Origin of the sequence: Phyllobacterium sp. 21LDTY02-6 (assembly GCF_023554255.2) — a bacterium.
Lineage (GTDB): Bacteria > Pseudomonadota > Alphaproteobacteria > Rhizobiales > Rhizobiaceae > Phyllobacterium.
This window is the reverse complement of the sequence record NZ_JAMJWD020000007.1, coordinates 76,958-103,005: the sequence shown is the minus strand read 5'-3', so window position 1 is coordinate 103,005 and position 26,048 is coordinate 76,958. Positions and strand designations below refer to the sequence as shown.

23 protein-coding genes are annotated in these 26,048 nt (G+C 60.5%); 18 read left to right on the top strand and 5 right to left on the bottom strand.

Features of this window, described 5'->3' with window-relative positions:
• Position 1 precedes the first annotated feature (1 nt).
• The 3 genes from M8997_RS20790 to M8997_RS22315 are packed head-to-tail and all read left to right on the top strand — an operon-like array spanning position 2 to position 2,008.
• On the top strand, positions 2 to 346 hold the full coding sequence (locus M8997_RS20790) for a cupin domain-containing protein (RefSeq protein ID WP_250018116.1): 345 nt from the start codon (positions 2 to 4) through the stop codon (positions 344 to 346).
• Positions 347 to 353: 7 nt separating this feature from the next.
• Positions 354 to 1,235 carry an alpha/beta hydrolase gene (locus M8997_RS20785; protein WP_250018114.1) on the top strand — a complete coding sequence of 294 codons (882 nt, stop codon included), beginning with the start codon at positions 354 to 356 and terminating at the stop codon, positions 1,233 to 1,235.
• Positions 1,232 to 2,008 carry a 4'-phosphopantetheinyl transferase superfamily protein gene (locus M8997_RS22315; protein WP_250018106.1) on the top strand — a complete coding sequence of 259 codons (777 nt, stop codon included), beginning with the start codon at positions 1,232 to 1,234 and terminating at the stop codon, positions 2,006 to 2,008. Before M8997_RS20785 ends, M8997_RS22315 begins: the two co-directional genes overlap by 4 nt.
• On the opposite strand, the gene M8997_RS20775 is transcribed toward M8997_RS22315, so the two are convergent.
• The 3 genes from M8997_RS20775 to M8997_RS20765 are packed head-to-tail and all read right to left on the bottom strand — an operon-like array spanning position 2,002 to position 7,578.
• The gene (locus tag M8997_RS20775) at positions 2,002 to 3,342 is read right to left on the bottom strand and encodes a lysine N(6)-hydroxylase/L-ornithine N(5)-oxygenase family protein (RefSeq protein ID WP_250018098.1); all 1,341 of its coding nucleotides are present in this window, start codon (positions 3,340 to 3,342) and stop codon (positions 2,002 to 2,004) included. The two genes, M8997_RS22315 and M8997_RS20775, sit on opposite strands and share 7 nt — an antisense overlap.
• Complete coding sequence (locus M8997_RS20770) at positions 3,342 to 7,337, bottom strand: amino acid adenylation domain-containing protein (protein ID WP_250018096.1); 3,996 nt, start codon at positions 7,335 to 7,337, stop codon at positions 3,342 to 3,344. The genes M8997_RS20775 and M8997_RS20770 overlap by 1 nt, the downstream gene beginning before the upstream one ends.
• A 4-nt stretch (positions 7,338 to 7,341) precedes the next feature.
• The gene (locus M8997_RS20765) at positions 7,342 to 7,578 is read right to left on the bottom strand and encodes an MbtH family NRPS accessory protein (RefSeq protein ID WP_250018094.1); all 237 of its coding nucleotides are present in this window, start codon (positions 7,576 to 7,578) and stop codon (positions 7,342 to 7,344) included.
• A 192-nt stretch (positions 7,579 to 7,770) separates the two neighbouring features.
• On the opposite strand from M8997_RS20765, the gene M8997_RS20760 reads away from it, so the two are divergent.
• The 5 genes from M8997_RS20760 (at position 7,771) to fhuB (ending at position 15,185) form a co-directional block, all read left to right on the top strand.
• Positions 7,771 to 8,787, top strand: coding sequence for a GNAT family N-acetyltransferase (locus tag M8997_RS20760; RefSeq protein ID WP_250018092.1), 1,017 nt, complete (start codon positions 7,771 to 7,773; stop codon positions 8,785 to 8,787).
• Positions 8,788 to 8,834: 47 nt separating this feature from the next.
• Positions 8,835 to 10,022 carry a PLP-dependent transferase gene (locus M8997_RS20755; RefSeq protein WP_250018089.1) on the top strand — a complete coding sequence of 396 codons (1,188 nt, stop codon included), beginning with the start codon at positions 8,835 to 8,837 and terminating at the stop codon, positions 10,020 to 10,022.
• A 125-nt stretch (positions 10,023 to 10,147) separates the two neighbouring features.
• Positions 10,148 to 12,304: a TonB-dependent siderophore receptor gene (locus M8997_RS20750; RefSeq protein WP_250018087.1), complete on the top strand. Its 2,157-nt coding sequence runs from the start codon at positions 10,148 to 10,150 to the stop codon at positions 12,302 to 12,304.
• Between the two features lie 8 nt (positions 12,305 to 12,312).
• Positions 12,313 to 13,185, top strand: a complete 873-nt coding sequence (locus M8997_RS20745; RefSeq protein WP_250018085.1) for an ABC transporter substrate-binding protein — start codon at positions 12,313 to 12,315, stop codon at positions 13,183 to 13,185.
• 5 nt (positions 13,186 to 13,190) lie between these two features.
• Positions 13,191 to 15,185: a Fe(3+)-hydroxamate ABC transporter permease FhuB gene (fhuB, locus tag M8997_RS20740; protein ID WP_250018083.1), complete on the top strand. Its 1,995-nt coding sequence runs from the start codon at positions 13,191 to 13,193 to the stop codon at positions 15,183 to 15,185.
• Here fhuB and M8997_RS20735 read toward each other — a convergent pair.
• On the bottom strand, positions 15,172 to 15,690 hold the full coding sequence (locus M8997_RS20735) for a sigma-70 family RNA polymerase sigma factor (RefSeq protein ID WP_250018072.1): 519 nt from the start codon (positions 15,688 to 15,690) through the stop codon (positions 15,172 to 15,174). The two genes, fhuB and M8997_RS20735, sit on opposite strands and share 14 nt — an antisense overlap.
• 457 nt (positions 15,691 to 16,147) lie before the next feature.
• Between M8997_RS20735 and M8997_RS20730 the strand changes: the two genes are divergently transcribed.
• The 4 genes from M8997_RS20730 (at position 16,148) to M8997_RS20715 (ending at position 21,742) form a co-directional block, all read left to right on the top strand.
• Positions 16,148 to 16,777, top strand: coding sequence for an ATP-dependent Clp protease proteolytic subunit (locus tag M8997_RS20730; RefSeq protein WP_250018071.1), 630 nt, complete (start codon positions 16,148 to 16,150; stop codon positions 16,775 to 16,777).
• Positions 16,778 to 16,990: 213 nt separating this feature from the next.
• The gene (gene clpX, locus M8997_RS20725; RefSeq protein ID WP_250018069.1) at positions 16,991 to 18,265 is read left to right on the top strand and encodes an ATP-dependent Clp protease ATP-binding subunit ClpX; all 1,275 of its coding nucleotides are present in this window, start codon (positions 16,991 to 16,993) and stop codon (positions 18,263 to 18,265) included.
• A gap of 333 nt (positions 18,266 to 18,598) precedes the next feature.
• The gene (gene lon / locus M8997_RS20720) at positions 18,599 to 21,022 is read left to right on the top strand and encodes an endopeptidase La (protein ID WP_250018067.1); all 2,424 of its coding nucleotides are present in this window, start codon (positions 18,599 to 18,601) and stop codon (positions 21,020 to 21,022) included.
• A gap of 111 nt (positions 21,023 to 21,133) precedes the next feature.
• The gene (locus tag M8997_RS20715) at positions 21,134 to 21,742 is read left to right on the top strand and encodes a cysteine hydrolase family protein (RefSeq protein WP_250018066.1); all 609 of its coding nucleotides are present in this window, start codon (positions 21,134 to 21,136) and stop codon (positions 21,740 to 21,742) included.
• 78 nt (positions 21,743 to 21,820) lie between these two features.
• Here the strand turns inward: M8997_RS20715 and M8997_RS20710 are convergent, their stop codons facing one another.
• Positions 21,821 to 22,504, bottom strand: a complete 684-nt coding sequence (locus M8997_RS20710) for a helix-turn-helix domain-containing protein (protein ID WP_250018064.1) — start codon at positions 22,502 to 22,504, stop codon at positions 21,821 to 21,823.
• A gap of 675 nt (positions 22,505 to 23,179) precedes the next feature.
• Between M8997_RS20710 and M8997_RS20705 the strand changes: the two genes are divergently transcribed.
• The 6 genes from M8997_RS20705 (at position 23,180) to M8997_RS20680 (ending at position 25,930) form a co-directional block, all read left to right on the top strand.
• Entirely contained in the window at positions 23,180 to 23,386 is a 207-nt protein-coding gene (locus M8997_RS20705; RefSeq protein ID WP_371929629.1) for a hypothetical protein, read from the top strand.
• Between the two features lie 24 nt (positions 23,387 to 23,410).
• Positions 23,411 to 23,758, top strand: coding sequence for an EF-hand domain-containing protein (locus tag M8997_RS20700; protein ID WP_250018056.1), 348 nt, complete (start codon positions 23,411 to 23,413; stop codon positions 23,756 to 23,758).
• A gap of 55 nt (positions 23,759 to 23,813) precedes the next feature.
• Positions 23,814 to 24,212: a hypothetical protein gene (locus M8997_RS20695; RefSeq protein ID WP_250018054.1), complete on the top strand. Its 399-nt coding sequence runs from the start codon at positions 23,814 to 23,816 to the stop codon at positions 24,210 to 24,212.
• A 116-nt stretch (positions 24,213 to 24,328) separates the two neighbouring features.
• Positions 24,329 to 24,745 (top strand): lysozyme inhibitor LprI family protein, encoded by a 417-nt coding sequence (locus M8997_RS20690; RefSeq protein WP_250018052.1) that lies wholly within the window; start codon positions 24,329 to 24,331, stop codon positions 24,743 to 24,745.
• 72 nt (positions 24,746 to 24,817) lie between these two features.
• Positions 24,818 to 25,423, top strand: a complete 606-nt coding sequence (locus tag M8997_RS20685; protein WP_250018050.1) for a DUF3011 domain-containing protein — start codon at positions 24,818 to 24,820, stop codon at positions 25,421 to 25,423.
• Between the two features lie 171 nt (positions 25,424 to 25,594).
• The gene (locus M8997_RS20680) at positions 25,595 to 25,930 is read left to right on the top strand and encodes a hypothetical protein (RefSeq protein ID WP_250018049.1); all 336 of its coding nucleotides are present in this window, start codon (positions 25,595 to 25,597) and stop codon (positions 25,928 to 25,930) included.
• Positions 25,931 to 26,048 lie beyond the last annotated feature (118 nt).

The window sequence follows — 26,048 nt, the reverse complement described above, 5'->3', positions numbered from 1 at the left end:
CGTGTCGCAATTCGTAAAGATCGAACTCGGAGGCATCGAGCCCGAGCATGGGGCACCCCAGCCGGACCGGATCATTTCGGGCGACCCGCAGTTCCGTACCTGGAACTGCGAGGAGGCCGAGGGCAATCTCTATGCCGGCATCTGGGAAGCGACGCCGGGCAAGTGGAAGATCGCCTATGACGAGTGGGAGTTCTGCCATATTCTTTCGGGCCGGTCGGTCATCACGGAAGAGGGCGGCAGCGAACATCACATCGGCGCGGGCGACAGTTTCGTCCTGCGCCCCGGCTTTCGCGGCACGTGGGAAGTGATCGAGACGACCCGCAAGGAATATGTGATCAGGCTCTAGTGACCCCATGACCTTCCATAACAGTTCCAATGCCCTGGTCGGCAATACGACCTTTCACGATCTGGTATCCGGCGGCAACGGCCAGACCTACCGCGTTTTCGTCTATCGGCCGCCCGGCGAGGCGCCGGAGCACGGCTGGCCGATCCTCTATATGACCGACGGCAATGCCGTGATCGGAACGGCGGTGGATGCGATGCGCGCGCAGGCGAACTATCCGGGCGGTACCAATGTCTCGCATGGCATCATCGTCAGCATCGGCTATCCGACCGACGCGGCCTATGATCCGCTTCGCCGATCCTGGGACCTCGGCCCACCGCCCGGCAAGACCTACCCGCCGTTCTTCGCGAACACTCCGGAAGTGCGGACTGGTGGCGCCGAGGCGTTTCTCAGCTTCGTCGAGGGCCAGGTAAAGCCTCTCGTCGAGGCCGAACTGCCCGTCGATCCGGAACGCCAGGCGCTGTTCGGTCATTCGTTCGGCGGCCTGTTCGTGCTCTATGCGCTGTTCACCCGCCCGGCCTCGTTCTCGACCTGGCTCGCCGCCAGCCCGTCGATCTACTGGGAGGATTGCGCCATCAACGCCTTCTTCGCGCAATTCAGCGCCAATCCGGCAACGCGACAAGGCGCGCGTCTCCATCTTTCCTGCGGTGAATACGAGACTGACCGACTGGCGCCGTTCCACAAGGGAGCGGCAGATGAGGCCGAACGGATCGAGAAGCTGAAGATCGCGCGCACCGATCACTATGCTTTCGAGATGGCCGAGCGGCTTCATGCGCTGCCGAACCGCCCGATCGCCGTGGACGTCGAGATTCATCCCGGCGAAAACCATATGTCGCTGCTGCCGGTCGCGGTGAACCGTGCCGTTCAGCGCGCCTTCGCGATTCGAAAGTGATTTCCGCGCACCGTCTGCCGTTCCAGTCTGGCCCGATCACGGAAGTGGAAGGACCCGCGCCGCGGCCCGGTGTCGAGTTCTGCTGGTGGGATTTTGCCGACCGCGCGGTGGACTGGAAACGCATCGGTGCGAAGCTTGCGGATGACGAGCGCCAGCGCGCCGCCGGATTTCATTTCGACAAGGACAGGAATGCCTTCATTGCCGGCCGCTACCTGCAGCGACTTGTATTGTCGGAGCTGACCGGGCTTGCCCTCGTCGACATTCCGATCGAGCAGGAGCCGGGGGGCAAACCCTATCTCGCCAAGCGGAAAGGCGGCGAGAGGATCGCCTTCAATCTGAGCAACATGAGCGGGATCGTGGTCTTCGCGGCCAGTGCGGATTGCACGCATGTCGGCGTCGATGCCGAGCGCCGCGATGCCGTGCTTGAGCGCGATATGATGGATGCGTTCTGTTCGCCGAGAGAGCGGAGCATGGTCGAAGCGCTGGACGGGGCGGCAGCGCATCAGACGCTGCTGGCGCTCTGGGTGCTGAAGGAAAGCTTCCTGAAAGCCACGGGCGAGGGGCTCGGCGGCGTCGATCCCGCGAAGATCGAGGTTTCCTGGACGGCGGATGGGTCGATCCGCATCGTCCATCCGGGCCGCAGCGACCAGCCGCAATGGCATCACCGGCTGGTGCTCCTGGACAATTGTCTCGCCGCAATATCGGCGCGAACCGATGGGGCGGCGCCGCAATTCGTCTCACGGCGGCTGCCCGATCCCTTGGCTGATCAATAGTCCACTGCGATGGACTGGCTCGCCGTGTCGTGACCGCTGGACAGCCAGTTGATCTGCGAATCGTGCGGTTCGAGATCGAAATGCTGACGTCCCAGCAATGTGTTGACGATATGAGCGCTGCGCCACGCCATCAGGCTCAGCTGCGAATCCGCAATTCCGTGGCTATAGCGCCCGGCATTCTGCGCCATGATGCGATTGTGCTTGGGGCCGGTCCAGACGAGGCTGTAATCGTCCTGCAGGACGGGACGGCCATGGCGATCGAACTGGATACGGTCCTGCAACGGCTCCACGGCTCGAGGCAGGCGGAACTGGTAGCCCGTCGCAAGGATGATCGCATCGGCATGCGCCACCTCGACGCCGCCATCGAAGCGGTTGCGGACAATGAGGCGGTAGCCCTCCTTGGCCGGTTCCAGCTGGATCACGTCGCGGCCCGGCGACAATTTGGCATCGATCTGGCGATGTTCCAGATAGCGCAGGCTGTAGAGCCGCCGATAGATGGAATTTATCGTTGACAGCGAAAGCCCGTCGCTGGTCAGGATCGACGTTTTCAGCGCCTCCAGCTTCTGGTCGTGGTTCAGATTGAGGAAGGCGTAGACATATTCGGGCGAAAAGACCTGGTTGGAAAAGGCTGTATCGTTGATCGGTTCGAAATTGTGCCTGCGACTGAACCAGTTCAGTTCCTTCAGGCCGGGCTTGGCGTTGAGCAGGGCCTCCACGACCTCGCCGCCGCTTTGTCCGCCGCCGATCACCGCGACGCGCGCGACATCGAGGTCGGGCAGGCGATATCTGGCCTCGGAATTGTGAAAGCAGCGCTCGCCAATGAACGGCGCCGCCCACGCTGGCACGAATGGCGTGGTGCCGGTGCCGAGGACGATATTCCTCGCCCGCGCGCTGCCCTGGTCGAACCGCAGCACGAACTGGTCGCGCTCATGCTTCACCTCGCGCACCTCGCTGCCGAATGCCAGATTGGGCAGCCGGCCGGCGACCCAGGACAGGTATTGCGCGAATTCACGCCGCGGCACGGCATCGTAATGCGCGTTGAGGAACGCATAGAGCCGCTTATGCGCAACGAGATACGAGACGAAAGACCACGGGCTGGTCGGAACCACCGGCGTGACTAGGTCCTTCAGGTAGGAGGATTGCAGCTCGACATCCGGCAGCATCATGCCGGGATGCCAGTCGAACTCCGCCCGGCTTTCGAAGAAGCGGGACTTGATGCCCTCCACGCCATCGAGGATCGATGCGAGACTGAGATTGGACGGCCCTATGCCGATACCCGCGAGGTCGAGGACCTCTTCGGCCAGGCGGTCGTTTCCGGCGAAGATCGTCGTCATTAGCGTACCTTTCCGTGCTCTTTCGACAGGTTCTGGAATGCTTCCTCCAGCCGGTGGGACAGGCGGCTGTGGAATGCCTGCGAGCCGATGACATGCAGATGGTTGGTGCCGGAGATGATCTCGGCCGGATTGGCGCGCGGCGAATAGCGCCGCCAATCGATGAGGTTGAGGCCCCGGTTGAGACTGTCGTCGGCGGCCCAGGAATGGATAGGCACGTCATGCGGCTTGAGTTCGTGCCGCCGGAAGATCAACGCATTGTCGATGAGGATCCAGAACGTATGTTCGCGGCTGCTGATATCCGGCCCGTCGGTCGGCAACTCGTCCTTTTCGTCGCCGACGAAGCGCAGGAACTGGTCATAGGTATCCGCGTCCATCACGCCGAGCAGTCGGTCCCATTCCGCGCGCATGGCGGTCCGCGCCAGCCATTGCTGCACGGTTGCATGAAGGTGGTCGCGCTCGCCGGGCTTGAAGCGGGGCTTGGCGCCGATGGCGAATTCGGTGCCGAGATCGCAGACATCGACCATGGTGATCAGCCTCAGGTCGATATCGTTTCCAAGCCTGCGCGCTGCTTCATAGGCGAGCAGGCCACCCCATGACCAGCCGAGGAAATAGCAGGGTTGGCCGGCACTGGTGCGGCGGATGTAATCGACATAGCTTTCGATGATCTCGTCGACCGAGGCGCCGATCTCCTTCTTTTCCGACAGCGAATAGCAGATGAAGCCTGTCGCCGGCTGGTCGGGACCGAGATAGTCGACCAGCCTGACATATTCGCGGGTGCTCACGAGCAGGCCGGGAAAGCAATAGAGCATCGGCCTTGTGCCTGAAGCCCGCAGGACGATGACTTCGCTCCCCGCCTTGCCGTCCTCGCGCTCGAGGACGGCCGCAAATGAACGGATCGTCGGATTGTTGAAGAGGTCGGCGATGGTCGCCGGGGTCTGCGGCTTCTGCCGGCGCAGCGCCGACAGGATGCGGATCGCGCCAAGGGAGTTTCCGCCGATGGCGAAGAAATTGTCCTCGACGCTGATCGGATCGACATTGAGGATCTCTCGCCAGATGTCGAGTATCTCCTCCTCCAATGCGGTGGCAGGCATCACGATCTGCCGCTGCACAGGGGCCGGCGCGGGAAGCGCGAAACGGTCGAGCTTGCTGTTCGGGTTGATGGGCATGGCGGCCAGAGGCATGATCGCCGACGGCACCATATAGGCCGGAAGCGCCCGTTCGAGCGCGGCCGAAAGGGCGGGAATGTCAATGTCCGCGCCCTGCTTGGCAACGACATAGGCGACGAGCATCTTCTGCTGCGTCGCTTCGTCGTCGCGGAGAACCACCAGCGCCTCGCCGACGGACCGGTCCTGCAGCAACGCCGCTTCGATCTCGCCGAGTTCGATGCGATAGCCCCTGAGCTTGACCTGGTGATCGACGCGTCCGACGAATTCGACCGTGCCGTCTTCGCGCCAGCGTGTCAGGTCGCCCGAACGGTACAGGCGGCCGCCTTCGTTCGAAAACGGGTCGGGAATGAAGCGGTCGGCGGTAATGTCGGCCTTGCCGATATAGCCCCGCGCGACGCCTTCGCCGCCGATATAGAGTTCGCCGGTGACGCCGATCGGGCATGGATTGAGGTCGGGATCGAGCACATAGACGCGGCGATTGCCGACGGCACGGCCGATGGGCGCATAGGTGCCCTCGAATTTCTCGCCGGCCCGGACCTTCCAGACCATCGGCGTCATGATCGTTTCGGTCGGCCCGTAGCCATTGATCAGCCATTCGGATTTGAGCGCCGTGGACAGAAGGTCGAATGTCTGCTGCGCCAGGCCCTCGCCGCCGAAGGAATAGAGCCGCATCGGCGGAGCGCTGTCCGTGGCGTCGGCCCATTCCGCCAGTTGCTGCAGATAGGTCGTCGGAATGCTGGCATTGTTGGCGCCATGCTTGCGCATCGCGGTCAATGTCTCCTCCGGCGTCCAGAGCGGCTGATCGGGAAGGATGATGCTGCCGCCTTCCATGAGCGGGTTCATCCATCTTTCATGGCCGCCATCCGAGCTGAACGGCAGAAACGGCAATTCGCGCGAAATCTCGCTCATGCCGTAGACGCGCGAGGTGTTCTGGATGTGATGCGTCAGCGGCCCATGCTCGACGGCGACGCCCTTCGGCAGGCCGGTGGAGCCCGACGTATACATGATATAGGCAAGCTGGTCCTTGTGGATCGCCACGTCCGGCGGCGTGATCGGCTCGCCGGACAGGTCGAGCCGGTCGAGCTCTAGGATGATCGCATCGAGACCGTCGGGAATACGGTCGAGCAACCAGCTGTTGGTGAGTATCACCTTGACGCCGCCATCGCGCAGGATGTGATGGTTGCGGCTCGTCGGGTGATCCGGCTCGACCGGTATGTAGGCGCCGCCCGCCTTGAGCGTGGCGAGTATGCCCATGATCGCCTCTGGCGAGCGCTTTACGGCAATCGCGACGCTGACATCGGCGCCGATGCCAAGCCTCAAGAGGTGATGCGCCAGCCGGTTCGCGCTCTGCTCCAGACGGCCATGCGTCCAGATTTCGTCGCCATGGATGATCGCCGTCCGCTCCGGATCCTGCCGGGCGTGGGCGGAGATGTGGTCATGGACCGGCCTGTCATCGTTGACGCCGTCATCCGCATAGGGGGCGGACAGAACCGCGATCTCGTCATTGGAAACGAGTGCGATATCCTTGATCCGCACCGTATCGGCGGCGATCGCCTGGGCGAGGATGCGCTCGAAATGCTGCGCCGCGCGCTCGATCAGTTCCGGCTGGTAGATGCCGTCCGCATAGTCGAACAGCGCCTCGATCCCGCCGCCCGAACCGGGCGTGGCGACAAGCGCCAGTTCCACATCTGAGCGGACCGCCGGGGCCGCATCGTCAGTGGCGAGTGCGGACGGCGCCGGCCTTGGCCGGAACTCGAACAATGATTTGACGAAAGCATCCTGCTCGCGCTCCTCATGCGCCTGGATTTCCTGGATCAGGCGCTCGAATGGAACGATGTTCCGGATAGCGTCGGCAAGGGCCGATCGAAGCGCGGTGCAGACTTCGAGAATGGTCATGCGCGACGACAGCTGCAGTCGAAGCGGCAGGATCTGTTCGGTTCGGACGATGCTGCGGGTCTTTCCGGCCAGCAAAGTGCCAAGCAGCGGCGAATAATTGCCGCCGCAGCGCGCGAGCAGGATGGCGAAGGCGGCCATGAGGATTTGGTCCGGGCCAAGTGCATGGCGGCGGGCGAAATCCTTGGTGGCACCCCAGAGAGCTTCATCGATGGCAAAGCGGCGATGGCGGCGGGCGGCGCCGGCATAGCTCGTGGCATTGAAGCGCGTCGGCAGGGTGGCTGCGCTATATTCCTCGCCGATCGTCTGGCGCCAATATTGCAGCGATGCGGCAAGTTCCGCCGTTTCAAGATAGCGCTCTTCCGCAGCGCCGCGGGCGAGGAAATCACCGGCGACAAGGGGCAGTTCCTGGCCTGCCACACAAGCGATGAGGTCCTCGCGGAGCGCGGCAGCCGCGGCGCAGTCGCAGACGATCGGGTGCAGGACAAGGGTCGACACCAGGCCGTTTTCGGCCATGACAAGCTGGAAGCGCGAGGGGGAACCGTTGAGCAGGTCGAAAGCCCGCGCGGCAAAGGCTGCCGCCGCGTCTTCCACCTCGTGCCCCCGCAGCGGGTTGCTTTCGCTGCCAAGGATTTCCATCGGTGGTTGCACATCCGCCGGCGCGGAGACTTCGATGCGCCCGCCGGCAAAGCGGTGGAAACGGACGCGCAAGGCGTCATGCCGCGCCGCCAGCGTGGCGAGCGCAGCTTGCAATTGATCAAGCCTGACCTTGGGGCTCCAGCGCAGAGTGAGGATTTGCGGCGGGAAGACCGTGTTGTTGCCGATCTGGTGCAGCGACCAGATCCGCTTCTGGGCAAGGGTGAGGGGATGGCTGTCGGGTGCGGACGTCAAGGTGATCGACTGGTCCGCATGCGGCTGGGTGAATGGCTTGTTCATGATGTCATCGCTCGATTTGCGGCGCGGATGGCGCGGCCTCTGCCATGGCTTGGCGCAGGCCAAGCGGCCGGGGGTCCACCCAGATCCGCTTGATCTCGGCCAGGCATTCGTCACGGCTGCCGCTGAATTCCACGAAGGTCCAGCCGACCGGCAGCGGCTTGTCGTTCGACCACACGGAATAGCGGTGTTCCTGATCGCGGACGATGCTCCAGATCTCTGGCAGCGTCTCGGCATTGGGCATGGTGGTTGCTCCTTGAAGCGTAAGACCTGCCTCAAAGACGGACCACCCCGCCGGCGATTTAGGCGGTAGTGAAGAAATTTTTCGGACGGAGACTAAATTGCGCGCCGCCCGCTTCGTCACTCTGGCAACTGCCGCACATGCGGCTTTCTGGCAATGCCGCATGTGCGGCTTTCAGCGAATGCGGGAGTACTCATGACCGTTCAGACGAAAATTGCAGCCGTTGCCGACGCCGAGATAACTTCGCGCAGTTCCAGCTTCCTCCGATCCGCGAGCGAGCAAGGGACGGGCGAGCTGCTGCTATCGACGACCGACGGCGTGCATCGCCTACCTATCGATAGGCAGGCGCAGGGCGTTTCGGTCCAGCTGCCGGATATCGAAGCACAGGCGGCGGAAATCATTGCGGCTGCAGCAGTCGAATATCTTTCGGCGCAGTCGCGCGAGATCGAGGCCATCGAGCTGCATGATCTGCCGATCGGCCGTTTCGGTCTTCGCTCCGGCGACAGGGTGCTGGTCGATCCGCGCGAGTTTTGGCAATGGCCGAACCCATGGATCGCCGAGCCGGGCTATCCGCATCCGCAGCTCCATGTGTTGAGCAATGGCCGTTACCACCCGAAGCGGCCGCCCAAGCCCGCAGGCACCGTCTATGAACGCTATATTCCTTGGCTCGGGCAGAGAATTTCGTTCCGCGTGGCCGAGCCGGAGGCGGATGCCCAGCATTTTCATCGCTGGATGAATGACGAAACGGTCAATGTCGTCTGGGAGGATGGCGGAACGCTGGAAAAGCACCGGGCGATATTGCGGGAGCGCCATGACGACCCGCATGTCCTCGCCCTGATCGGCTGTTTCGATGATGTGCCATTCGGCTATTTCGAGGTCTATTGGGCCAAGGAAAACCGTCTCGGACCCTATTATGACGCGCAGGACTACGACCGCGGCTGGCATGTCGCAGTCGGCGAGCCGGATTTTCGCGGCAGGAAATGGCTGACGGCATGGCTGCCGTCGCTGATGCACTTCATCTTTCTCGACGAGCCGCGAACGCAGCGCATCGTCGGCGAGCCGCGGGCCACGCACGAGCAGCAGATCAGAAATCTCGACCGCTCCGGCTTTGCCAAGGTCAAGCAGTTCGACTTTCCGCATAAGCGCGCCATGCTGGTCATGCTGACGCGCGAGCGGTTCTTCGGCGACAGGCTCTGGGTTCCCGCATCCTGATCCCGTTTGCCCAACCCGTTGCAAATTTATCCGCACCCGAGGACGCCATGAACAAATCCATCCCGCCCCGTGAATTCGGCCCGTCAGCAATGCCGGACGATCTCATATCGCCCGTCGACGAGGCGGCCTTCAACGCCGTGTCGCCGCCCATCTTCCAGACCTCGCTGTTCACCTATGACAGCTATGAAGCGATGGAGGATGTTTTCGCCGGGCGCAGCCGGAACTACATATATTCGCGCGGCGACAATCCGACCGTGCGCGAATTCGAACTCCTGACGGCGCGCCTCGAAGGCACCGAGGACGGGCGCGGTTTTTCGAGCGGTACGGCCGCGATCACCGCGACGATCCTGGCATTCGTCGAGGCGGGGGATCGCGTCGTTGCCGTCAAGCATCTCTACAACGATGTCTATCGCCTGCTGGTCAAGCTGATGAGCAGGTTCGGCGTGGCGGTCGATTTCGTCGATCCGTCCGACCATGACGAGGTGAGGGCGGCCTTGCGGGGCGCCAAGCTGCTCTATCTGGAAAACCCGACCTCCATGGTCTTCGAGCTGCAGGACATCGAGGCGCTCGCCGCCATGGCTCGCGAAGAGGGCGTGGTGTCGATCATCGACAATTCCTGGGCGACGCCGCTTTACCAGAAGCCGATCAGCCACGGCGTCGATATCGTCATCCATGCCGCATCGAAATATCTGGGCGGTCACAGCGATACGGTGGCGGGCGTCGTGGTCGGCCCGCGCGAGCTCATCGCGAAGATCAACAGCTCGACCTATCCCTATATCGGCGCCAAACTGTCGCCATTCGAGGCCTGGCTGCTCCTGCGCGGCATGCGGACGCTGCGGGTCAGGTTGAAGGAACATATGAACAGCGGCCTGCTGCTGGCCAAACAGCTTCGTGCGCACGAGGACATCGCGCTTGTGCGCCACCCGGCATTTTCCGACCATCCGGGCGCGAAGACGCTGACGGGCTATGGCGGTCTCTTCGCATTCGATGTCAATCCGGATATCGACATTGCCCGCTTCGTCAATGGGCTGCGGCACATACGGCTTGGCGTGAGCTGGGGCGGGCCCGAGACGCTCGTCGTCCCAGCCAAGGCGGCGCTGCAGATTCCGGACCGGGCGACCTCCTTCATCCATTTCGGCGTTAGCCCTCAGACCATCCGAATCACGGCGGGGCTGGAAGATCCGGACATGCTGTGGACGGATATCCAGCAGGCGCTGGAGACGGCGCGGCTCTGATCCTTGCCGCGGATTGTCAGGGCCGCGAATAAATCCGAAACAGCCCTTGACTTCAATAACATGAATTAACTACTCATGTTTTAATTTGAGAATCCTAGTCAAGTTTTTATTTTAAGGAGTATGTCATGCGGGGATGCACGACGTCATTGAATTATTCGGGTAACCGGCGCGCGCTCTTTCTAACCACGGCCATCGCCACCACATTGCTCGGTCAGCAAGGTTTTGCGCAGGACGCGAGTTCGATCCGGCTGGAGACGATCACCATCGAGAGCGATGGCGGCGACGCCGGCAATGGCTATGTTGCCAAGGATGCGACGACGGGCGCCAAGGTGGAAACGCCGCTGCGCGAAATTCCGCAATCGGTGTCGGTTATCACCAGCAAGCAGATGGAGGATCGCCCGTCGCAGCGCATCGAGGACACCCTGGCCTATACGGCCGGCGTCACTGCATCTCCCTGGGGCGTGGACGACAGGTTCACCCAGGTCAATATTCGCGGTTTCGCGGCAGGAAGCGATTCCATCTTCCGCGATGGCCTGACGCAGCGGACGAATGATTTCTCAGGCTTCAAGATCGAGCCCTATGGCCTTGAAAGGGTTGAAGTATTAAAGGGTCCGTCCTCCGTTCTCTATGGCGAGAACGAGGTCGGCGGCCTGATCAATGGGATCACCAAGCGGCCGACGAAAGCGCCGCTCTATAATGCTTTCGCCTCCTACGGCTCGTTCAATACCTACGAGGTGGGGCTCGATGCCGGCGGGCCCCTGGACAGCGAGGGCATCTGGTCCTATCGACTGACAGGGCTTTTCCGCGATGGCGAGCAGGAGAAGGACTATTCCAGGAACAACCGTGTCTTCATCGCTCCGGCCCTTACCTGGTCGCCGAGCGCCGACACATCCTTGACCATCCTTGCAAATTATCAGTGGGACGATCTCACGCCGAACTCGTTCGTGCCGCTGTCCGGCGTGCAATATCCTGCTGCCTACGGCAGGCTCGGCCGCAGCTTCTCGACTGGCGATCCGGATTTCGACAAGTTCGAAGCGAACCACGGCTCCATCGGCTATGAGTTCAGCCATGAGTTCAACGATGCCTGGAAGGTGGTGCAGAAGTTGCGCTACACCGCCGAGGACACGGATTACAAGCACCTGTATTACAACAAAATGATCGACGACGTGACGATGTCGCGTACCGCTTTCACCGTGGATCAGCGCGCCTCCATCTTCAGCGTCGACAACAATGCCATCTACAAATACGAATCCGGGCGGTTCGAGAACGAGTTGCTGATCGGCCTCGACTATAACCGCTTCGGCGTCGACGGGCAGAAGGGCTCCGGAGATGGCCCGACGCTCGGCATCGTCAATCCTGTCTACGGGCTCGATCCCTCCGATCCGCCCATATATGAAGATTTGAAGCAGACGATCGACCAGTTCGGCATCTATGCGCAGACGCATGCCAAGTTCGACGATCATTGGCTGCTGACGCTCGGCGGGCGGCAGGCCTGGATCGAAACGAAGACGCATAACAGGCTCGACAACAGCGCGAGTTCCGACCAGTCCGACAATGCCTTCACCGGCCAGGTTGGAATTGGCTATCTCTTCGACAATGGTCTGACGCCCTACATCAGCTATTCGAGCTCCTTCAAAAGCAATATCGGCGTCGATGCGGAAGGCAAAAGCTTCGAGCCCTCCAAGGGGCGGCAATATGAGGCCGGCGTCAAATATGAGCCGAGCTTCCTGCCGGGCAGCGTAACGGCCTCCGTATTCCAGATCACCAAGACGAACATCAACACGCCCGATCCCGCCAATCCGCAGAACACGATCCAGACCGGCGAGGTGCGCCACCAGGGCGTCGAGATCGAAGCCGCGCTCAATCTCTTCCACGGCGTCAGCATGACTACGAGCTACACCTATCTCGATGCCGAGATCACGTCGAGCAATACGCCGGGTGAAGTGGGCATGCAGCCCTCGCTCGTGCCGGAGCACCAGGCGTCCATCTGGGCGAAATACGACTTCCAGGACGGGCCGCTGAAGGGGCTCGCGGTTGGCGCCGGCGTCCGCTACATGGGCAGCAGCTTCGGTGACAATGCCAACAAGGTCGACATCGACGCCTATACGCTGGTCGATGCGCAGCTTTCCTATGAGCGGAGCGGCTGGAAAGGCACGCTCAAGGCCAGCAATCTCTTCGACAAGACCTATTTCGGCAATTGCTCCGCCGACAATGCCGGCGATCCGTACTGCATCTACGGCGAAGGCCGTGTGATAAAGGGCATATTGTCGGCGAAATTCTGAGGTTGGCCGTGGACAGCATATCGAGCGGGAAGCTACGCCGTCGTGAGGTGCTGGCCGGAGGCATGGCGCTGCTGGCGGGTATTCCGTCGGTCGCCCACGCTGCGCCGATGCGCATCGTTTCGCTCGATTACGGCCTTGCCCAGACGCTGCTGGAACTCGGTGCGGTACCGGCAGGCCTCATCGATCCGGCGAGCTGGCCGGATTGGGTTATGGAGCCCATTCTTCCTGCGGGCATTGCCAATGTGGGTTCCAACCAGGAACTCAACATGGAAATGCTGCAACTCCTGAAGCCCGATCTCATCATTTCGACGCCCTATCTCGAATGGGTGCGTCCGCAGTTGGAAACGATCGCGCCGGTGCAATCCTATCCCATTCATGCCATCGGTTCATCGCCCATGCCGCATATCGTCGAGGCGACGAGGCAATTGGGCGATATCCTTGGGCGGAAGCCCGCGGCGGAGGCTCTGATCGGCCGGACGGAGGCAGAACTCGCCCGCGCGCGGGAGCAGGCCGGCCATCTCAGGGATCGCGGCGTCACCGTGGTGAGTTTTCTCGATGCCCGCAATCTGCGCGTCTATGGGCCCGGTGGAATTTTTCAGGACGTGTTCGACCAGCTCGACCTCAGGAATGGCTGGACGATGCCGACCAATGAATGGGGCTTCAGCGATGCCGGCCTGAGCGAACTGATGACGCTCGGCGACAGCAGGGTGTTCTATATGGATCCCGTTCCTCCGGATGTTCTCGCCACCCTGCCGGAAAGCCCGCTCTGGCAGGCGATGCCCTTCGTGCGCAGCGGCAATGCGCAGCGGATAGCGAGCGTCCTGATGTTTGGCACCTTGCCCTCCTATTCGCGCTTTGCGCGCCTCCTGGCGGAGGCTTGAGCAACATGGCCGGACCTTGGCGCAGCCTCGCCTTCACCGGGGCCATCTGGATGCTTGCCGCATGGGTGGCGGCGTTCAATATCGGGCCGCTCCTCGCTTCGCTCGGCGTGGATGCGGCGTTCACCCCGCCGGACATCAGCGACAGCCGGGCGGTGCTCCTCTATTACGGATTGCTGCCGCGCCTTGCCATGTCGGTCGTCTGCGGCTTCGCGCTTGGCCTGTCGGGCACTTTGCTGCAGCATGTGCTGCACAATCCATTGGCTTCGCCATCGACGATCGGGATAGAGGCCGGGGCGCAACTGGCGCTCGCCATCATGCTGGTCTGGTTTCCGGCGCTGCTTGGCTGGAACCGGGATCTGGTGACGGCCTTTGGCGGCTTCGCAGCCATGCTCGTCGTCTTTTCGGTCGCCTGGCGATTTCAGTTCAATCCCGTGTCGGTGATCCTCGTCGGCCTCGTTCTCGGGCTCTATTGCAGCGCCATGGTCATGGTGCTGGCGCAGATGAAGGATCACTATCTCACCGGCCTGTTCATCTGGGGCGGCGGCTCGCTCAACCAGAATGATTGGCGCGAGGTCGGACGATTGGCGCCTAAAATAATGATTGCAAGCCTTTGCGCCTATTTCCTGGCACGGCAATTGAGCCTGCTCACGCTTGGCGAAACTGCCCGCAGCCTCGGCATGAAGCTGCCGCTCATCCGTGCATCAGTGATCTTCGTGGCAGTGACACTGACGGCCTTCACCGTCAGTTCGGTCGGCATAATCGGCTTCCTCGGCCTCGCTGCCCCCGTGATCGCGCGGGCAACGGGCGCCCGCCATATCCGCCACCGGCTGGCATTGGCTCCGCTCATCGGCGCGGGCCTGCTGCTGCTGATCGACCAATTGTTGCAATTGCAACTATCGCTTGGCGGCGTCTCCTTGCCCACGGGCGCGGTCACCGCACTGGCGGGCGTGCCGATCCTGATGCTGGTGATGCTGCGCAGCAAGTCGATGATGCAGGGCACGCCCGCGGCACAGCAGGGCCAGGCGCCCAGCCGCAGGCCGGGCCTGATCCTCGCCGTCCTTGTGGCGCTGGTGCTGGCAGCCTGCGTCGTGGCGATCATGGTCGGGCGGGACATCGACGCATCATGGACCCTGCAGACGGGCGCGACGCTGGAAAGCCTCCTTCAATGGCGCTGGCCGCGGCTTCTCGCGGCAATTTCCGCCGGTGTTCTGCTGGCGGTTGCGGGCAGCCTCCTGCAGCGCCTGACGGGCAATCCGATGGCCAGTCCCGAAGTGCTTGGCGTCAGCGCCGGCACCGCCATAGGCCTGCTCGGCACGCTGTTTCTGGTTTCGGCGCCGGATTACGGCCAGCGATTGTTCGGAGGCTTTCTCGGGGCCGCCATCGTCCTCGCATTGCTGCTGGCGATGAGCCTGCGCAAGGCGCAGTCGAGCAACCAGTTCCTCATCATCGGCGTCTCGCTGGGGGCGTTTCTCACGGCGCTGTTCTCGGTCATCCTCGCCAGCGGCGATCCTCGCGCTGCCTCGCTCCTGAACTGGATGGTCGGATCGACCTACGCGACAAGCGGCGAAACGGCGGTCATTTCCACAGTCTGCGCAGCCATCGCGCTAAGCCTGGCGCTGTTATTCACACGGCCGCTACAGCTTTACGGGCTCGGTGAGGGCGCAGCGCGCTCCCGCGGCGTGAATGTCCGCCTTTTCAGGGCCCTGACGCTCGGCTTCACCGCGCTTTTGACGGCGATCGCAACGCTGGCCGTCGGGCCATTGAGCTTTGTCGGCCTGATGGCGCCGCATCTGGCGCAGAAGGCGGGGCTGGTGCGTGGCGTCCGGCAGATATGGGGGGCAGCGCTGTTCGGGGCGCTACTGATGGCAGTGGCGGATTTCATCGGTCGCACCATATATTTCCCGTGGCAACTGCCGACGGGGCTGACCGCGACGCTGCTGGGCGGGCCGATATTCGCTTTTTTGCTCCTGCGCTCGGGCAAGACGCTCAGGCAGAATTGAACCGGGCCCGGCAGTGACGATGGGCGTCCCGGATCATGAAATTGACGAGTGTCGTCGAGACCCCGAGTTCGGCGGCGATCTCCTTCTGCGGCACGCCTTCGACGCGATGGCGCAGGAAGGCATCATGCGTACGCCGCGGCAGATCGTCGAGACAGGACAGCACCCGTTCCAGCGCCTCTGCCCCGATCATGCAGTCCAGCGCATCGACGCCCGTAGCGGGGATCGTATCGATATCATCCAGCGGCACCAGCTTGCGCCGCTCCGACTGGCGTCTGCGCACCTCGTCAAGCGCCAGATTGTGGATCATCCGGCAGGCATATCCCATCGGACAATGGATGCAGCCGGTTCTCATGCCGCATGCCTTCACCACGGCGTCATGAAATATATCTTCCGCCTGTATTTTCGATTGCAGCACACGCTCAGCTATGGTGATGAGCCTGCGCTTGTTCTCCAGCATCGCTGACAATATAGGGTTGTCATCTGTCGAGATATTTTCTTGGAACATTTCTAAAATCACTGTCAATAGGCGTGAATACACGCTGCACAGCGCAAATATTATTTCAAATTTCGAATTAACGTTTGCCGTAGCGTCAGTAATCGCATGTATAGATTAACATGATAAAAAGAGTCAAGTTAAAGTTCACGGCTTCGTGAAGGGTGAAGAACGATAGTGGTCCAGGCCGGGGTGGCCAAAGCCAGGGTCGTAAAAACCTGGCGATGCGCGAGATATCGAAGACCGCCCAGCAGATCGCCGGCGCGGACGGTCGGCAATGGCGATTTCGAGGGCCTGAAGCGCTGGCTGCGCGCCGAGGCGGATTAGCGATCGGCGCGATTCACCCTGATATGCGCAATGGCGAGGGAACATCTTGCGAAGACGGGTATCGACGCCCTATGTAGGGAATGTTGATCCACGAATCCGAGGCAGCTTCCGCCTTGCATTCCCTAAAAGCTGAGGCCCACCGATGAGAGATCCAATCGAAACAGCTATGAACCTCGTGCCTATGGTCGTCGAGCAGACCAACCGGGGCGAGCGGGCCTATGATATTTTCTCGCGCCTGCTGAAAGAACGCATTATCTTCATTACCGGCCCGATCGAGGACGGCATGTCGTCGCTTATCTGCGCGCAGCTGCTGTTCCTTGAATCGGAGAACCCGAAGAAGGAAATCAACCTCTACATCAATTCGCCAGGCGGCGTCGTGACCTCCGGCATGGCGATCTACGATACGATGCAGTTCATCCGGCCCGCAGTCTCCACGCTCTGCTTCGGCCAGGCCGCCTCCATGGGCTCGCTCCTGCTGACGGCCGGCGAAAAGGACATGCGTTTCGTCCTGCCGAATGCGCGCATCATGCTCCACCAGCCCTCGGGCGGGTTCCAGGGCCAGGCCTCCGATATCGAGCGTCACGCCCAGGATATCATCAAGATGAAGCGCCGCCTGAACGAGATCTACGTCAAGCATACCGGTCGTGACTATGACACGATCGAGAGGACGCTGGATCGCGATCATTTCATGACCGCAGAGGAATCAGTCGAGTTCGGCCTGGTCGACAAGCTGCTCGAATCCCGCGCGATCGTGGAAGGTGACGCCAAGTAACCCGGCTAAAATGACCCGCCCGGGTCGAAAATGAACTTTTTTTGACCCGGTTGCGGATTTTCTGCCACAGATGCGGCTTGCATAGAAGCCAGCAGTCGTTACGTTAAGTTATTGGTGAGTTAGTCACAGCTATCGTGCCAGAACTACGAATCACTTCCCCATTTGGAAGTGGCGGCCCAGGAGAGAAGGGCCGGTACTGAAAGGAAACTGCAAATGAGCAAAGTCAGCAACGGCGGCGGCGATTCCAAGAATACGCTTTATTGCTCGTTTTGCGGGAAGAGCCAGCATGAAGTCCGCAAACTGATCGCGGGCCCGACGGTTTTCATCTGCGATGAATGCGTCGAATTGTGCATGGACATTATCCGCGAGGAAAACAAATCCTCCCTGGTAAAATCCCGTGAAGGCGTCCCGACGCCGCAGGAAATCATGGCTGTTCTCGATGATTACGTCATCGGCCAGAACCATGCCAAGCGTGTTCTCTCCGTCGCGGTGCACAACCATTACAAGCGGTTGGCGCACGCATCGAAAAACAATGAAGTCGAACTGGCGAAATCCAACATCCTTCTGGTTGGCCCGACCGGTTGCGGCAAGACCTATCTGGCCCAGTCGCTGGCGCGGATCATCGACGTGCCGTTCACCATGGCGGACGCGACGACCCTTACGGAGGCCGGCTATGTGGGCGAGGATGTCGAGAACATCATATTGAAGCTGCTCCAGTCGGCGGACTACAATGTCGAGCGTGCCCAGCGCGGCATCGTCTACATCGACGAGGTCGACAAGATCAGCCGCAAGTCGGACAATCCTTCGATCACCCGGGACGTTTCGGGCGAGGGCGTCCAGCAGGCGCTTCTGAAGATCATGGAAGGCACGGTGGCCTCGGTTCCGCCCCAGGGTGGACGCAAGCATCCGCAGCAGGAATTCCTGCAGGTGGATACCACCAACATCCTGTTCATCTGCGGCGGTGCCTTTGCCGGTCTGGACAAGATCATCTCGGCACGCGGCGAGAAAACCTCGATCGGTTTCAGCGCCGCCGTCAAGGCTCCGGATGACCGCCGCGTCGGCGCCATCTTCCGCGAACTCGAGCCGGAGGACCTGCTGAAATTCGGCCTCATCCCGGAATTCGTCGGCCGTCTGCCGGTGATCGCGACTTTGGAAGATCTCGACGAGGTCGCCCTGGTCCAGATCCTGTCCGAACCGAAGAACGCGCTCGTCAAGCAGTACCAGCGGCTGTTCGACATGGAGAACGTCGAGCTGACGTTCCATGAGGATGCGTTGAAGGCGATCGCCCGCAAGGCCATCGCCCGCAAGACGGGTGCTCGCGGACTTCGCTCGATCATGGAGAAGATTCTCCTCGACACGATGTACGAACTGCCCACTCTCGACGGAGTGCAGGAGGTCGTCATTTCGGGAGATGTGGTGGAGGGGAACTCCCGTCCGCTCTACATCTACGCCGAACGCAAGGAAGAAAAAGGCAATGTTTCCGCCTGAAGCAACGGAAATCGCGCCATCTGCCGGAAGGGCTCCGCATCGTGCGGAGCTTTTTCGTTTTCAGCCCTCAGTTTTCCTGTGCACTGCAAGCGGCAATATTGCGTTAGCGGCGCGGTGGGCGCAGGATAATTACGATTCTGTGAATGTGCTTGGGACGCGGCGACTTGAAACCGGAAGGTCGTCACTCCAAGTAAGTGTTAAGCCAAACTATCGGTGGTACGCCGCTCAAGGCGCGGTTTCGTGAGCCGGACCTAGCAATAAGCAGGTCCTGGAAACCGGCAAAAGGGTACCCGAGGTGGCGATCTGGCCAGATGGCCTGAGAAAGGACATGAAATGACGGTTCCAAGCAAGAAGACACCAGCGGGTGGCGAGACCGGGCTTTATGCCGTTCTGCCGTTGCGCGATATCGTTGTCTTCCCACACATGATCGTTCCGCTCTTCGTCGGCCGCGAGAAGTCCATCCGCGCGCTTGAGGAAGTGATGGGCGTCGACAAGCAGATACTGCTCGCGACGCAGAAGAATGCTGCCGATGACGATCCCCAGGCCGATGCAATCTACACCGTTGGCACGATTGCCAATGTCCTGCAGCTGCTGAAGCTGCCGGATGGAACCGTGAAGGTTCTGGTCGAGGGCATTGCGCGTGCCGAGATCACCGGTTTCAGCGAGCGCAGCGACTATCACGAAGCCAATGCGACGACCCTGGTCGAGCCGGAGGAAGATCCGGTGGAGATCGAGGCTCTTGCGCGCTCGGTGGTCGCCGACTTCGAAAACTATGTGAAGCTGAACAAGAAGATTTCCCCCGAGGTGGTTGGCGCCGCCGGGCAGATCGACGATTATTCGAAGCTTGCCGATACGGTCGCCTCGCATCTGGCGATCAAGATACCGGAAAAGCAGGACATGCTGTCCATTCTCTCCGTCCGTGCGCGGCTGGAGAAGGCGATGTCCTTCATGGAGTCGGAGATTTCCGTGCTCCAGGTGGAAAAGCGTATCCGCTCGCGCGTCAAGCGCCAGATGGAGAAGACCCAGCGCGAATACTACCTCAATGAGCAGATGAAGGCGATCCAGAAGGAACTCGGCGACGGCGAAGACGGCCGCGACGAGGCAGCCGAACTGGAAGAGCGCATCAAGAAGACGAAGCTTTCCAAGGAAGCGCGCGAGAAGGCCCATGCCGAACTGAAGAAGTTGCGGCAGATGAGCCCGATGTCGGCCGAAGCAACGGTCGTGCGCAACTATCTCGACTGGCTGTTGTCGATCCCGTGGGGCAAGCGCTCCAAGGTGAAGAACGACCTGAACCTCGCCGACGAGGTGCTGGATGCCGAACATTACGGCCTTGAGAAGGTCAAGGACCGCATCGTCGAATATCTCGCGGTGCAGGCCCGTTCGACCAAGATCAAGGGCCCGATCCTCTGCCTCGTCGGACCTCCCGGCGTCGGCAAGACCTCGCTCGCGCGTTCGATCGCCAAGGCGACGGGGCGCGAATATGTCCGCATGTCGCTCGGCGGCGTCCGGGACGAGGCCGAGATTCGCGGTCATCGCCGCACCTATATCGGTTCGATGCCCGGCAAGGTCATCCAGTCGATGAAGAAGGCGAAGAAGTCCAACCCGCTCTTCCTGCTCGACGAGATCGACAAGATGGGCCAGGATTTCCGTGGCGATCCGTCATCGGCGCTGCTCGAGGTGCTCGATCCGGAACAGAACTCGACCTTCATGGATCATTATCTCGAGGTCGAATACGACCTGTCGAACGTGATGTTCGTGACGACGGCGAATACGCTGAACATCCCCGGTCCGCTGATGGACCGCATGGAGATCATCCGTATCGCAGGCTACACGGAAGACGAGAAGCTCGAGATCGCCAAGCGCCATCTCCTGCCGAAGGCCATCCGCGATCATGCCTTGCAGCCGAAGGAATTCTCGGTGTCCGAGGGCGCGTTGCGGGCGATCATCCGCAGCTATACGCGTGAGGCCGGTGTGCGTAACCTTGAGCGCGAGCTGATGAAGCTTGCCCGCAAGGCCGTCACCGAAATCCTCAAGACCAAGAAGAAGTCGGTCAAGGTCACGGAAGCCAATATCGATGATTATCTCGGTGTCGAGAAGTTCCGTTTCGGACAGATCGATGGCGAGGATCAGGTTGGCGTGGTCACTGGTCTGGCCTGGACCGAGGTCGGCGGCGAGCTGTTGACGATCGAAGGCGTGATGATGCCCGGCAAGGGCCGCATGACGGTGACGGGCAATCTTCGCGACGTGATGAAGGAATCGATTTCGGCGGCGGCGTCCTATGTGCGCTCCCGTGCCATCGATTTCGGCGTGGAACCGCCCTTGTTCGATCGCCGCGATATCCACGTGCACGTGCCGGAAGGCGCGACGCCGAAGGATGGTCCGTCCGCCGGTATCGCCATGGTAACAGCGATCGTCTCGATCCTCACCGGCATTCCGGTCCGCAAGGATATCGCCATGACCGGCGAGATCACCCTGCGCGGCAGGGTTCTGCCGATCGGCGGCCTGAAGGAAAAGCTGCTGGCTGCCTTGCGCGGCGGCATCAAGACGGTGCTCATCCCGGAGGAAAACGCCAAGGATCTGGCGGAGATACCGGACAATGTCAAAAACGGTCTGGAGATCATTCCGGTCAAGCATGCCAATGAAGTGATCAAGCATGCGCTGGTGCGCCAGCCGGAGCCGATCGAATGGACGGAGCCGGCCCATGTGCCGACTTCGAACCCGGTCGAGGACGATGCGGCATCCCAGATCGCGCATTAAGCCGATCGCTTGAACAACCGAGGCCGGGCAGCGATGCCCGGCCTTTTTCGTTCTCGCTGCCCGCTGCGGAACCTCGACCCATGGCAGGGCGTTGAGGCGGCGGAGGTATCAATGGCGACAGGTTTGCGGTTCGGGCCCATCGGCGAGCAGTCGGCACATGTGTGCGTGGACATGCAAGGCCTGTTTCGCGGTGGCAGCCCATGGGCGATGGCCTGGTTCGACCGTGTGATGCCCAATGTCCGCGCCCTTGTCTCCCATGCCCCGGCCAGGACCTTCTTCACCCGTTTCATACCCCCGAACGAGCCATTGGAGGCCGGCGGCGCCTGGTCGCGCTATTATTCGAAATGGCCCGAAATGACGCTTGATAGGCTCGACCGCAAGCTGGTGGACGTCGTGCCCGAGCTTGCGGCCTATGCGCCACCGGCGAAGATGATCGACAAATATGTCTATTCGCCGTGGTTTTCCGGCGAACTGGTCGCGAGCCTGAAGACCAGCCGGATCAACACGCTGATCATATCGGGCGGCGAAACGGATGTCTGCGTCCTCGCAACCGTCATGGGTGCGATCGACATCGGCTACCGCGTCGTCATCGTCACCGACGCCGTTTGCAGCTCCTCCGACCCCGCCCATGATGCCATGCAGCTCTTCTATGGCCAGCGCCTGTCGCAGCAGGTCGAAACGGCGGAAACCGAGGAGATACTCGGCGGCTGGCGGGTTTGAACAGCGCGAACCATACGGCACCGCCGATCCGCCCGGTTGCAGGCGGGCCCGAATCCGATGCAAGGGATCGAAATGGAACTAGCGTTTCCGCCGCATCTCGGAAGGCGTGATGCCCCAGGCGCGTTTCATCTGGGCCGTCATGTGGCTATGGCTCGAGAAGCCGGCCGACATTGCAATTGAGCTGAGCGGCGCGTCGCCGGCAAGGATGAGTTCTCTCGCATGGGCGAGCCGGGCGGCCAATACGAACTGGTGCGGCGATTGGCCGGTCGATTGCCTGAATGCGCGCAGGAAGTGCGTGGGCGACAGCAGCGCGACAGATGCCAGTTCTTCTATCGTAAGGCTTCTCGTCCTGTTCGCATGGATGAAGTCCTTCACCTTGCGCAGAACCTTGGGCGACAATCCACCAGTCGGCGATGGTCGCCCGGCCAATGAGGAATAATTGCGAAGCACATGGACATAGGAGAGGGTAACCAACGCGTCCAAAGTCTCGGTGCTGAACGAATCCCCGTCATTAAGCTCCTTCAGGGTCCACAGGGCGAGCGTGTGAAGGTGCTTGTCGACAAAGCCGAATTCCGGCGGCTGCAACTCGAACTCTGCACTGCCCAATTCCACGCTGGCCAGCCGCTCGAGCCGTGCCTGATCGATATCGATGCGCAGACCATACATCCTTCCAGTCCAGTTGCCCGAGACCTGGCTATTGGCGGGCGCGACGTCGATTGCCCCCGGCGCGACAACGCCGCTGGACTTTCGATCACTGTCCACGGCAAGCTGCCATCCAGCGTCCGGCGTAAGATGTATCAGTATGGAGTGGGCTGCCTGAACGTAATTGATTTCATTGGGACCGGTATAAGTGCAACTGATGGCAGCATCGCCGAGAAATACCTGAGGCCCCCAAGTTACCGATCTACCCTGTAACATTGTAAACCCTTCATCTTTGGTGAGAATCGCTCATTTCAGATCGAAGCTGGAAGATTCCAAAAGTTGAATTCACGCATTTCTGCTATGGTTCCGAATTCCGAAAACAGCCGGAAGTGCGAGATGTACATTTTGGGTTAGAATTACATTCAAGGTCAATTAATGCGGGAACGAAATTCACATGCGTTGACCTGAAGGGTTGGAGAAGGATACTGCGGCGCCCAGATTACAACATGTTCTCTCCGCCGAAGCTGCTTTCGGCTATCACGATTTGTGTAGGAATATCATTAATATAAGTTTTACTGTGACATGAATACTGTCAAAAAACCACCAATTATCACATTCTTGCCATTATTCAGCCGCGCACAGGCCGTGTGCGGGTGATCCTCGACGGTTTTTATGCTCTCTTTCAATTGAATTGAAGGAAACCCACGAGAAACTCGCCCACGGGGATGGTTTCCCAGGGTGCGGAAGGAGGGACACATGGTCAAATCACGGGTTGTGGCTGTTTCGGCGATCGCGATGCTTATCGCTGGGTGCCAGTCAAGTTCGAGTCCGGACGTTCGGGCGCGCAATGCCGAATTCGGCTGCATTGCCGGCACGGTCGGCGGTGCGATCGTCGGCGGGCTCGTCGGAAGCACGATCGGCGGTGGCGGCGGTCGCGTTCTGGCCGAGGCTGTCGGCATCGGTGGTGGTGGCTATCTCGGCAATCGCCTGGCGTGCGGTTGAGATGTGAAGCAAGGGACAAGAACGATGAAATCCATATTCGCAACAACCGTTTCCCTCTTCCTTTTCAGCGTCGGAACAGCCTCGGCACAACAGGCGATGCATGAGGGCCACAAGGATCATCTGGACACGAATGATAATGGAAGCGTCAGCCGGCAGGAGTATCAGACTTTCATGTCCGGTGCGTTCGACAAGCTCGACGCCGACAAGAACGGTGCCCTTGGCAAGTCGGAAACTGCCGACATTCTAAGCGCAGATCAGTTCACGGCGGTCGATAAGAACAAGGATGGCAGCGTCAGCCGCAAGGAACTGATGGATCATGTCATGGAGGACTTTGCCGCCGCCGACAAAAGCGGGGACGGTCATCTGCAATAATCTGTAAACGGGGGTGAGGGTGTTCGGATTCAGTGGTAGTGCACGGCGACGTGCCATGATGGTCGCTGTCGGGCTTGCGTGGCTGGGGGCCACGCTCCCGGCGGCTTTGGCCGCGACCAATGACTGCGCCGGTGTAAGACTCGATCTGACGAAGGCGCGCAAGCAAGCCTATGCCCCTTTGGTTGCGGCGGCGGTCGGCAACAAGGTCAAGCCGGCAAAGGTGGAGTTCAATGCCATCCTGGAAAGCGGCGACTGGAGCGCGGCTTATGTTTCGACGCCCATTGCCGATGACGGGATGATGTTCTTCCAGACCGTGAACAGCAAGAAACAGTTTCGAGACGTGTGGGGCGGATTCGCAGATGAATCGGACAGGCCAGACCTGATCAAATGGGCAAGGAAGCTCGGGGCACCGGATAAACTGGCCCGGTGTTTCGCACAGGTCGTCATCGACTGAACGCGTCGCGCGGGTGTCGGTCGCCATGGCCTCCTGGCAGGAGTCAACGCCGTTCCGGCATCCAGAACAATGGTTTCAACGCAAAACTTAACATCCTTCTGAAGGGATATGATCAAATGAACTCGCTTCGTCTGTTGGGTTTGGTTACTGCCGGAATATTGGCGATGGCGGGTCCATCGCTCGCTCAGGACAAATGCGCCAGGGCGGAGGATCAAGCAACCATGAGCCAGTGCGCCGATGCCTCGTTCAAGAAATCGGACGCGAAGCTGAATGCTCTCTACAAGAAGATCCAGGGCCGTCTGAACGACGACGCGGATACCAGGAAACTGCTCGTTCAAACACAACGCGCCTGGGGAAAATATCGCGATGCGGAGTGCGATTTTCAGACGGCAGGGGCGGCCGGGGGAAGCATGATGCCGATGCTCGTCGCCCAGTGCAGGGACAGCCTGACCCAATCCCGCATCAAGGACTTTCAGGGTTATCTGAAATGCCAGGAGGGGGATATGAGCTGCCCCGTGCCGGCCGCAGACTGATCCGCACCGGGGTGCGCCGCCAATTTGCGCTGGTCGCGTTACGACGAGCAATCAAATCACAAGGAACAGGCAATGATGATCCAGTATATCGCCGTGGCAGCTATCGCTTTTTCCGGACTTACCATGGTGTCGGAAGCGAAAGCGCAATCCACCGTTGAATGTCGGTCCAGAGACTACCAGTATGACGAGTGCTATGCCGGTCCGCTCTCCAAACCGCAATTGATCCACCAGATATCGGGCAGTCCCTGCATCTTGAACCGCACCTGGGGTTATAATCCCAAGAGCAAGTATCTTTGGGTCGCCCAGGGTTGTTCCGGTGTCTTTGCCGATGTCGGCGGCTATCATCACGGGCGAGGCGATGGCTTCGATCCCGGTGCGCGCGCGTATAATCATCGCGGACATGACACCGGAGCCGTGATTGCAGGCGCGGTCGTCGGAGCGCTGATCGAAGGGATGGCGGAAGGCGGCAAGCACAAGCACCATCACCATTCCGCCAGCAACCACCGGGATCATGGTGGCTATAATGGTTGCCATGGCCTCGGTTGCAAGGTCGACAATCCCGATGGGGTTATCGACGACAGACCGCAGTTCGACAAACGGGGCGAGCCGAATTTCGACACCCATGGAAACTATATTGGCTGTCATGGGGTAGGGTGCCTTGTCGACGACCCGGGTTAGTGTGGTGGAATTGAAATACGCCTGACTATGGCGGCAGGGGCCGGAGCGTATTTCAATTCCGAAAACCACACTAGAAACATATAATTGCTAGTGACCTTATCGAATCTGAAGTTCATCTGACGCTGCTGCAATAATGGAGTGAACTTCAGATTCGGGTCACTAGTAAGCCGCATGAGCCAGAGCAAAATTCATTCGGGGCAGACTATGATGAATAAAGTTTTCGTTTGCGCAGCAATCGTCGCAGCATCGCTTTCCCTTGTTGGATGCGTGAGCAATAACAAACCCTGGGTCAAGGATGACTCACCCCGCTCTGAAACCGATCAGGCGCTGGCTCAATGCAAGTACGAGGCCAGGGCTGCGACGATAGGAATTGGTCAGGGCCAACACGAACATTACAAGTCTTTCGGCAGTGCGATCGCCGCAGGCATCAGTGATGGCATCGAACAGGCTACCGATGAAAAGGAACTGATTGGCGATTGCATGAGGGCCAAAGGCTTCAATCAATGAGCTGACAGGTTATGGCATGAATCTATCCGAGCGTTGGCAATGGCAAAGCCTGCCCGAAGTTCGTAGGAAAGGCGACCGGAAGCAACGGCAGGAACGGGCAGGGTACAGGACGAAATCC

Excerpts from the sequence above, each read along its gene's own strand:
- M8997_RS20770 (WP_250018096.1), bottom strand. The coding sequence starts at position 7,337 with ATGAACAAGCCATTCACCCAGCCGCATGCGGACCAGTCGATCACCTTG.
- M8997_RS20730 (WP_250018071.1), top strand. The coding sequence starts at position 16,148 with ATGAGAGATCCAATCGAAACAGCTATGAACCTCGTGCCTATGGTCGTC.
- fhuB (WP_250018083.1), top strand. The coding sequence starts at position 13,191 with ATGGCCGGACCTTGGCGCAGCCTCGCCTTCACCGGGGCCATCTGGATG.
- M8997_RS20690 (WP_250018052.1), top strand. The coding sequence starts at position 24,329 with ATGAACTCGCTTCGTCTGTTGGGTTTGGTTACTGCCGGAATATTGGCG.
- M8997_RS20785 (WP_250018114.1), top strand. The coding sequence starts at position 354 with ATGACCTTCCATAACAGTTCCAATGCCCTGGTCGGCAATACGACCTTT.
- M8997_RS20705 (WP_371929629.1), top strand. The coding sequence starts at position 23,180 with ATGCTTATCGCTGGGTGCCAGTCAAGTTCGAGTCCGGACGTTCGGGCG.
- M8997_RS20700 (WP_250018056.1), top strand. The coding sequence starts at position 23,411 with ATGAAATCCATATTCGCAACAACCGTTTCCCTCTTCCTTTTCAGCGTC.
- M8997_RS20715 (WP_250018066.1), top strand. The coding sequence starts at position 21,134 with ATGGCGACAGGTTTGCGGTTCGGGCCCATCGGCGAGCAGTCGGCACAT.
- M8997_RS20765 (WP_250018094.1), bottom strand. The coding sequence starts at position 7,578 with ATGCCCAATGCCGAGACGCTGCCAGAGATCTGGAGCATCGTCCGCGAT.
- M8997_RS20760 (WP_250018092.1), top strand. The coding sequence starts at position 7,771 with ATGACCGTTCAGACGAAAATTGCAGCCGTTGCCGACGCCGAGATAACT.
- M8997_RS20755 (WP_250018089.1), top strand. The coding sequence starts at position 8,835 with ATGAACAAATCCATCCCGCCCCGTGAATTCGGCCCGTCAGCAATGCCG.
- M8997_RS20735 (WP_250018072.1), bottom strand. The coding sequence starts at position 15,690 with ATGTTCCAAGAAAATATCTCGACAGATGACAACCCTATATTGTCAGCG.
- M8997_RS20750 (WP_250018087.1), top strand. The coding sequence starts at position 10,148 with ATGCGGGGATGCACGACGTCATTGAATTATTCGGGTAACCGGCGCGCG.
- M8997_RS20695 (WP_250018054.1), top strand. The coding sequence starts at position 23,814 with ATGATGGTCGCTGTCGGGCTTGCGTGGCTGGGGGCCACGCTCCCGGCG.
- M8997_RS20680 (WP_250018049.1), top strand. The coding sequence starts at position 25,595 with ATGAGCCAGAGCAAAATTCATTCGGGGCAGACTATGATGAATAAAGTT.
- M8997_RS20775 (WP_250018098.1), bottom strand. The coding sequence starts at position 3,342 with ATGACGACGATCTTCGCCGGAAACGACCGCCTGGCCGAAGAGGTCCTC.
- lon (WP_250018067.1), top strand. The coding sequence starts at position 18,599 with ATGACGGTTCCAAGCAAGAAGACACCAGCGGGTGGCGAGACCGGGCTT.
- clpX (WP_250018069.1), top strand. The coding sequence starts at position 16,991 with ATGAGCAAAGTCAGCAACGGCGGCGGCGATTCCAAGAATACGCTTTAT.
- M8997_RS20685 (WP_250018050.1), top strand. The coding sequence starts at position 24,818 with ATGATGATCCAGTATATCGCCGTGGCAGCTATCGCTTTTTCCGGACTT.